Origin of the sequence: Streptomyces sp. H51 (assembly GCF_035656535.1) — a bacterium.
Lineage (GTDB): Bacteria > Actinomycetota > Actinomycetes > Streptomycetales > Streptomycetaceae > Streptomyces.
This window is the reverse complement of record NZ_JAYMHD010000078.1, coordinates 1-8,998: the sequence shown is the minus strand read 5'-3', so window position 1 is coordinate 8,998 and position 8,998 is coordinate 1. Positions and strand designations below refer to the sequence as shown.

Here is an 8,998-nt window from a genome sequence, read left to right as displayed (position 1 = left end):
CCGTCCTGATTGATCGCCGAACCCCGCACCACCGCCAGCACCGGATGCCCCAGCCGCCGCGCGTCCGACAACCGCTCGACGAGGATGGTGGCGACGCCTTCGGCCCAGCCGGTGCCGTCGGCGGCGTCGGCGTACGCCTTGCAGCGGCCGTCGGGAGACAGTCCGCGCTGCCGGGAGAACTCCACGAACACACCGGGGCCGGACATCACGGCGGCGCCGCCCGTCAGCGCCATGTCGATCTCGCCGCCGCGCAGCGCCTGGATGGCCAGGTGCAGGGCGACCAGCGAGGAGGAGCAGGCCGTGTCGAGGGTGACGGCGGGCCCTTCGAGCCCGAGGGTGTAGGAGATGCGCCCCGAGGCGACGGCGGCCGCGGTGCCGGTGCTGAGGTAGCCCTCCACCTCCGGCGGCGCGTTCTCCATGTCCGGGCCGTAGTCGTGGTACATCACGCCCGTGTAGACACCGACGCGCCGGCCGCGCAGCTTCGTCGGGTCGATACCGGCCCGCTCGAAGGTCTCCCAGGAGGTCTCCAGCAGCAGCCGCTGCTGCGGGTTCATGGACAGCGCCTCGCGCTGGTTGATGCCGAAGAACGCGGCGTCGAACCGGTCGGCGTCGTGCAGGAAGCCGCCCTCGCGGACGTAGGAGGTGCCGGCGCGTTCGGGGTCGGGGTCGAAGAGCCGCTCCAGGTCCCAGCCGCGGTTCTCGGGGAAGCCGGAGACCGCGTCGCGGCCCTCGGCGACCAGCTGCCACAGCTCGTCCGGGCTGCTCACCCCGCCCGGCAGCCGGCACGCCATGCCGACGATCGCGATCGGCTCGGAGCGGGCGGCCTCGATGTCGTGCAGGCGCTGGTTGGCCTGCTGGAGGTCGACCAGGGCGCGCTTGAGGTATCCCCGCAGCTTCTGCTCGCCGGAGGCACCGGGCGAGCCGGAGGAACCGGGAGAGCTGGAGGAACCGGGGGAACCGGGGGAACTGGGGGAACTGGGGGAACTGGGGGTGGCTGAGTGTCGCGGGGAGCCGGCAGTGGCCGTGGGTTCGTTGGGCATGGCCCGGTCTGTCCCTTCAGGGCTCGTCGGTGGATGGACTGGCTGCGGCGACGTCGTCAGGACCGGCCCAGTTCGCCGTCCATGAGCTGGAAGATCTCTTCGTCGGTGGCCGTGTCGAGGTCGATGGACTCGCCGATCCCCGTGCCGAAGGACGCCGTGGCGAGCGGGGTCGCGCCGAGCCGTGCCGCGAGGTCGAGCAGCCGTGCCCCGAGCCGGCCCCGGACGGTCTCGTCCAGTTCGGGCAGTGCGTCGAGCGCCTGCTCCAGGGAGTCGAGCCCGGCCGTCAGGGCGGAGTCGTCCGCCGGGTCGGCGGTGAGGCCCAGGTCCTCGAGGAGGCGGCCCGCCAGCTCCGCCGGCGTCGGGTGGTCGAAGATCAGCGTGGCGGGCAGCCGTACGCCGGTCGCGATGGCGAGCCGGTTGCGCAGCTCGACCGCGGCGAGCGAGTCGAACCCGGCGTCCTTGAAGGCGGCGTCGGTGCCGATCGCGCGGGCGGTGGCGTGCCCGAGCACGGCCGCTGCCTGGGTGCGCACCAAGTCCACGACGGTGTCCAGGCGTTCGGCGGGCGACAGGGCGGACAGCCGGTCGGACAGCGGCTCCTCGGCCGCTCCGGTGGCGCGGGCGGCCTTGCGGGGTGCCCGTACCAGTCCCCGGAGCAGCACCGGTACGTCGTCGGCGGTGGCGATCCGCCTGCGCACCCCGGCCAGGTCCAGACGCGCTGTCACCAGCGTCGCCTCGGTGGACCTGAGACCGGCGTCCAGCAGGGCGAGAGCCTGCTCGGTGGGCATCGCGGCGATGCCGGTCCGCCGGCCGCGCTCGAGGTCGGCGGTGCCGAGGTCGCCGGTCATGCCGCTCGCCTCCGCCCACAGGCCCCAGGCCAGCGACACCGCCGGGGTGCCCGCGGCCCGGAAGCCCCGCGCCAGCGCCTCCAGCGAGGTGTTCGCCGCCGCGTAGTTGGCCTGCCCGGGGTTGCCGAGGGTGCCGGCCGCGGAGGAGTACAGCACGAACGCGGCCAGGTTCCGATCCCTGGTCAGCTCGTGCAGATTGCGGGCCGCGTCGGTCTTGGCCCGGAAGGTGGTGTCCAGCCGCTCCGGCGTCTGGGAGGCGAAGACACCGTCGTCGAGCACGCCGGCGGTGTGGACGACGGCGGTGAGCGGATGCCCGGGCTCGACGGCCGCGAGCGCGGCGGTCAACTGGTCCCGGTCGGCCGCATCCGCGGCGACCAAAGTCACCCGCGCACCCAGGCTCGTCAGGTCCCGGGTCAGCGCATCCGCACCGGGCGCCTCCGCGCCACGGCGACTGAGCAGCAGCAGATGCCGTATCCCGTGCTCGGTCACCAGATGCCGCGCGGCCAGCGCACCGAGAGTGCCGGTACCGCCCGTGATCAGCGCGGTGCCCTCCGGGTCCAGCGGACTCGGGCCCTCCGCCACCTCCGCCCGGACCAGCCGCGGGATGCGGACCCGGCCCCCGGCGAGCGCGAGCTGCGGCTCACCCGTGGCCAGAGCGGCAGGCAGCAGACCCTCGTCCCCCTCGGCCACGTCCACCAGCACCACACGGTCCGGATGCTCGTTCTGCGCGGTACGCACCAGACCCCACACCGCCGCCTGAGCCGGATCGTCGACAGCGCCACGGGTCAGGACCACCAGACGACCGTCCGCCTCCTCCCCGGCCAGATGCGCCTGCACCGCGGCCAGGACCTCCCCCGCCAGCACCCGCACGTCCTCACCGGTGCGGCCGGTCAGATCCAGCACCGGCCAGTCCGCCCCCACCGTCTCCTCCGGCGTACGGACCTCCTGCCACTCCACCCGGAACAACGCGTCCCGCACACCGGCGTCCCCCGAGTCCAACTGCCGCGGATCCACCGCACGGAAGGCCAGCGACCCCACCGACGCGACCGGTGCGCCGGCGGTGTCCGCGGCCGTGACGGCCACCGTGTCGTTGCCGAGACCGGTGATCCGTATCCGCAGGGCCGTGGCGCCCGTCGCGTGCAGGGTGACCCCGTTCCACGCGAACGGCAGCAGCACCTGGCCGGGGCCGGTCTCGGCGACCGCGCCGAAACTCGTGGCGTGCAGGGCCGCGTCGAGCAGCGCCGGATGCAGTCCGTAGGCGTCCGCGCCGGCGGCGGCGTCGTCGGGCAGGGCGACCTCCGCGTACGTCTCCTCGCCGTGCCGCCAGACCTTGCGCAGCCCCTGGAACGTGGGACCGAACTCGTGGCCCGCGGCGGCCTGACGGTCGTAGAAGCCGTCGATGTCGACCGGCTGCGCGCCGTGCGGCGGCCAGGCGGTCAGCGGCGCACCGGCGGACGCGGGTGCCGGGGTGACGTACCCGGTGGCGTGGCGCACCCAGTCGGCGTCCTCGCCGGTGCGGGAGTGGATGCTCACCGGACGCCGTGCGGTCTCGCCCTCGGCCGCGCCGACCTGGACCCGCACCTCGACGCTGCCGCGCTCCGGCAGCACCATCGGCTCCTGCAGCACCAGTTCGTCGAGGGTTCCGGCGCCGACCCGGTCGCCCGCCTGGAGCGCGAGTTCCACCAGGCCGGTGCCCGGCACCAGGACGACGCCGGACTTGGCGTGGTCGGCGAGCCAGCGCTGCCCGGTGACCGAGAGCCGCCCGGTCGCCAGTACCCCGGCTCCGTCGGGGAGTTCGGCCACCGCGCCCAGCAGCGGGTGCGCGGCGTCGGCCAGTCCGAGGGACGTCACGTCGGCGGCGCCGGGGCCGGTCTCGGCCCAGTAGCGTTCCCGCTGGAAGGCGTAGGTGGGCAGGTCGACCCGGCGGGCCCCGGTGCCGTCGAGGAGGGCGGCCGGTGCGGCGGGCACGCCCCGCACCCACAGTCCGGCGACCGCGGCCAGGAGCGTGGCCGGCTCGGACCGCTCGCGGCGCAGCCCCGGCAGGAACGCGGCGCCGGCCGGGTCGCCGAGCGCGTCCACGGTCTCCCGGGCCATCGCGGTGAGCACCGCGTCCGGCCCGATCTCCAGGAAGTGACCGGCGCCCCGCTCCCGTACCCAGCGGACCGCGTCGGCGAAGCGCACCGCCTCGCGCACGTGCCGCACCCAGTAGTCGGGGGTGCCGAGGTCGTCGAGCCCGACGCGGGCTCCGGTCAGGGTCGACACGACGGGGATGCCGGGCTCGGCACAGGTGAGCGTGGCGGCGACGGCCCGGAACTCCGCCAGCATCGGCTCCATGCGCACCGAGTGGAAGGCGTGGCTGACCCGCAGCCGCTTCGTCTTCCGTCCCCGGTCCGCGAGCGCGGCCGCGACCGTGAGGACCGCGTCCTCGTCGCCGGACACCACCACGGCCTCGGGGCCGTTCACGGCGGCGATCCCGGCCCGCCCGTCCGCCGGCAGCAGCGGGCGCACCTCGTCCTCGGACGCCTGGACGGCGACCATCGCGCCGCCCTCGGGCAGTGCCTGCATCAGCCGGCCCCGCGCGGCGACCAGCCGGGCGCCGTCGGCGAGCGAGTAGACGCCCGCCACATGGGCGGCGGCCAGCTCGCCGATGGAGTGCCCGGCCACGAAGTCCGGCCGCACGCCCCACGTCTCCACCAGGCGGAACAGCGCCACCTGCAGCGCGAACAGCGCGGACTGCGTGTACACGGTGCGGTGCAGCAGCGCGGCCGCCTCGGTGCCGTCCTCGGCGAAGACCACGTCGCGCAGCGGCAGTGGGACGTGCCCGGCGAGCGCCCGGTCCAGCTCCGCGCACGCGGCGTCGAACGCCTCGGCGTACGCCGGGTACGCCGCGTACAGCTCGCGCCCCATGCCGGCGCGCTGGCTGCCCTGCCCGGTGAACAGGAACGCCGTCCTGCCCGGGGCCGGGGAGCCGGTCACCACGGGCCCGGCCGGTGTGCCGGCGGTCAGCGTGTCGAGGCCGGCGAGCAGTTCGGCGCGGTCGCCCGCCAGGACGACGGCCCGGTGGTCGAGCGCGGCACGGGTGGTCAGCAGGGAGTACGCGACGTCGGTGAGCCGGTCGTCGCCGTCCCTGAGCCGGGCGGCCAGTCGTGCCGCCTGACCCGCCAGCGCCTCGGGGGTCTTCGCCGACAGGGCGTACGGCAGCACGCCGGGCGTCACGTCGGCGGCCGTCGGCTCCGCGTCCGGGGCCGGTTCCGCGGGGGCTTGTTCGAGGATGATGTGGGCGTTGGTGCCGCTGACGCCGAACGAGGACACCGCCGCCCGGCGGGGCCGCTCCAGCTCCGGCCACGGCCGCGCCTCCGTCAGCAGTTCCACCGCACTCGAACCCCAGTCCACCTTCGTGGACGGCTGATCCACATGCAGCGTCTTCGGCAGCACACCGTGCCGCATCGCCTGCACCACCTTGATGACGCTGGCGGCGCCCGCCGCGCCCTGGGTGTGCCCGATGTTCGACTTCAGCGAGCCGAGCCACAGGGGCTCCGCGCGGTCCTGGCCGTAGGTCGCGAGCAGCGCCTGGGCCTCGATCGGGTCGCCGAGCGTGGTGCCGGTGCCGTGCGCCTCCACCAGGTCCACCTCGGACGCGGTCAGGCCGGCGTCGGCGAGCGCGGCGCGGATGACGCGTTGCTGGGACGGGCCGTTGGGTGCGGTCAGGCCGTTGGAGGCGCCGTCCTGGTTGACGGCGGAGCCGCGCACCACCGCCAGCACCGGGTGGCCCTGCCGCTGCGCGTCCGACAGCCGCTCGACCAGCAGCAGTGCCGCGCCCTCCGCCCAGCCGGTGCCGTCCGCCGCGTCCGCGAAGGCCTTGCAGCGGCCGTCGCCGGACAGCCCGCGCTGGCGGGAGAACTCCACGAACGCGTCCGGCGTCGTCATCACCGCCACGCCGCCGGCGAGGGCCATCGTGGACTCGCCGCTGCGCACGGACTGTGCGGCCAGGTGCAGCGCCACCAGCGAGGAGGAGCAGGCCGTGTCCACGGTCAGCGCGGGGCCCTCCAGACCGAAGGTGTAGGAGATGCGGCCGGAGGCGACGCTGCCGGACGTGCCGGTCAGCCGGTAGCCCTCCAGCTCTCCCCCCGCGTGCTGCAGCCGGAGCGTGTAGTCGCGGTCGTTGACGCCGACGAACACGCCCACGTGCTCGCCGCGCAGCTTCGTCGGGTCGATGCCGGCGCGCTCGAGCGTCTCCCAGGCGGTCTCCAGCAGCAGCCGCTGCTGCGGGTCCATGGCGACGGCCTCGCGCGGCGAGATGCCGAAGAAGCCCGCGTCGAACCGGGTCGCCGTGTCCAGGAACGCGCCGCTCTTCGCGTACGAGGTGCCCAGGTGCTCGGGATCCGGGTCGTAGATGCCGTCCAGGTCCCAGCCCCGGTCCTCGGGGAAGCCGCCGATCACGTCGGTGCCGTCGGCGACGATGCGCCACAGTTCGTCGGGGCCGTCGGCGCCGCCGGGGAACCGGCAGCCCATGGCGACGATCACGATGGGGTCGTCGTCCTCCGCCGCCGCCCGCCGGTGCTCCTCGGCGCCGTCCCGGGCCGGCCCGGTGACCTCGCCGACCAGGTCCCCGAGCAGCTTGCGGGCCAGGTCGGCGGGGGTCGGGTAGTCGAAGACCAGCGTGGCCGGCAGGGTGAGCCCGGTGCGCTTGCCGATCCGGTTGCGCAGTTCGACCGCGGTCAGCGAGTCGAATCCGGCGTCCTTGAAGGCGCGTGTCTCGCCGATGGCGTCGGGCGAGCCGTGGCCGAGGACGGCCGCCGCCTCACCGCGGACGAGATCCATGAGGGTGCGCTCCCGCTCGGCCGCCGGGAGGCTCGCGAGCCGCTGCCCGAGCGTTCCCGTGGCGGCCTGTTCCGTGCCGCCCTGCGCCGCGGCGCGCCGCAGCGGGCGGACCAGGGAGCGCAGCAGCCACGGCACCGGCTCCGTCGCCGACCGGGCCCGCAGCCCGGCCAGGTCCAGGCGCGCCGCGACGAACGCCGCGTCGGCGGCCCGGAGCGCGGCGTCCAGCAGGGCCGTCCCGGTCCCGGCCGACAGGCCCAGCATGCCGTCGCGGCGGTGGCGGCGCAGCGCCGTCTCGTCCAGGTGCGCGGTCATGCCGCTCGCGTCGGCCCAGTACCCCCAGGCAAGGGAGACTGCGGGGACGCCGTCGGCGCGCAGCCGGCGGGCGTAGGCGTCGAGCGCGGCGTTGGCGGCGGCGTAGTTGGCCTGCCCGGGGTTGCCGAGGGTGCCGGCCGCGGAGGAGTACAGCACGAACGCGGCCAGGTTCCGATCCCTGGTCAGCTCGTGCAGATTGCGGGCCGCGTCGGTCTTGGCCCGGAAGGTGGTGTCCAGCCGCTCCGGCGTCTGGGAGGCGAAGACACCGTCGTCGAGCACGCCGGCGGTGTGGACGACGGCGGTGAGGGGGTGGTCGGGCTCGACGGCCGCGAGCGCGGCGGTCAACTGGTCCCGGTCGGCGGCGTCGGCGGCGAGGACGGTCACCCGCGCCCCGAGGCTCGTCAGGTCCCGGGTCAGCGCGTCCGCACCGGGTGCCTCCGGGCCGCGGCGACTGAGCAGGAGGAGGTGCCGTATCCCGTGCTCGGTCACCAGATGCCGCGCGGCCAGCGCACCGAGGGTGCCGGTACCGCCCGTGATCAGCGCGGTGCCGTTTACGTCCAGCGGGCTCGGGCCCTCCGCCACCTCCGCCCGGACGAGCCGCGGGATGCGGACCCGGCCCCCGGCGAGCGCGAGCTGCGGCTCACCCGTGGCCAGAGCGGCGGGCAGCAGGCCCTCGTCCCCCTCGGCCACGTCCACCAGGACCACACGGTCCGGATGCTCGTTCTGCGCGGTACGCACCAGACCCCACACCGCCGCCTGAGCCGGATCGTCCAGAGCGCCACGGGTCAGGACCACCAGACGGCCGTCCGCCTCCTCCCCGGCCAGATGCGCCTGCACCGCGGCCAGGACCTCACCCGCCAGCACCCGCACGTCCTCACCACCACGGCCGGTCAGATCCAGCACCGGCCAGTCCGCCCCCACCGTCTCCTCCGGCGTACGGACCTCCTGCCACTCCACCCGGAACAACGCGTCCCGCACCTCGTCGGCCCGGGTGGTGAGGTCGGCGGCGGCCACGGCGCGGAACATCAGCTCGCGCACGCACAGGACGGGTGCCCCCGAGGGGTCGGCGGCGGCGATGGAGACCGTGCCGTCGCCGTGCGGCGTGACGCGCACCTTGAGCCGGCGCGCGCCCGACGTGTACAGGGAGAAGCGGCGCCAGGTGTGCGGCACCAGCACCTTGCCGTCCTGCCGGGCCGCGCCCGCCGGGCTCAGCTCGGCCGCCCGCAGCACCAGGTCGAGCAGCAGCGGGTGGAGGGCGAAGTCCGCGGCGTCGGGGCCCGTCTCCGGCAGCACCGCCTGCGCGTACACCTCCTCGCCGTGCCGCCATGCCTCCGACAGGCCCTCGGGGAGCAGTTCCGGGGCCACGGCGTCGGCTCCGTGCGGCCGTCGCACCGTGAAGTCGCCGACGAACGCGGGAGGCTGAGCCGAGAACCGGCCCACCGCGTGCCGGGTCCACTGCTCGGAGCCGTCGGCGCACGCGTGGATGCTGACCTGGCGTCCGCCGGGAGCGGCGGCACCGGAGTCCGTCGCACCGGAGGTCACCTGTACCCGGACGGACACGGCGCCGGTGGCGGGCAGCACGAGCGGTGCCTCGACGACGAACTCGTCCAGGACGCCCGCGCCCACCTGGTCCCCGGCGTGCACGGCCATCTCGACGAGCGCGGAAGCCGGTACCGCGGCCGGGCCGTTCTCCGCGTCGGCGAGCAGCCAGCCGTGCGCCGAGCGGGACAGCCGGCCGGTGGCCAGCACCCCTCCGGTGCCGGGGAGTTCGGCGACGGCTCCGAGCAGGGGGTGTTCGTCCGCCGCGAGTCCCAGCGCCACCGCGTCGGTGGCGCCGCTCGACCCCTCCAGCCAGTAGCGCCGACGTTGGAAGGGGTAGGTGGGCAGGTCGACGTGGGGGTGACCGGTGGAGTCGGGGAGGGGGTCGGTGACCACGCCGCGGGTGTGCAGGACGGCCAGGGAGGTGTGGAAACGGGCCGG

The 8,998-nt window shown here is 75.4% G+C and carries 2 protein-coding genes; both read right to left on the bottom strand.

Features of this window, described 5'->3' with window-relative positions; all coding sequences use genetic code 11:
• Positions 1 to 893, bottom strand: an 893-nt coding sequence (locus VKA29_RS30685) for a beta-ketoacyl synthase N-terminal-like domain-containing protein (protein ID WP_420718603.1), incomplete at its 3' end; no start/stop codon positions are given.
• Between the two features lie 203 nt (positions 894 to 1,096).
• Positions 1,097 to 8,953, bottom strand: a complete 7,857-nt coding sequence (locus VKA29_RS30680; RefSeq protein WP_324789263.1) for a type I polyketide synthase — start codon at positions 8,951 to 8,953, stop codon at positions 1,097 to 1,099.
• Positions 8,954 to 8,998: the final 45 nt, after the last annotated feature.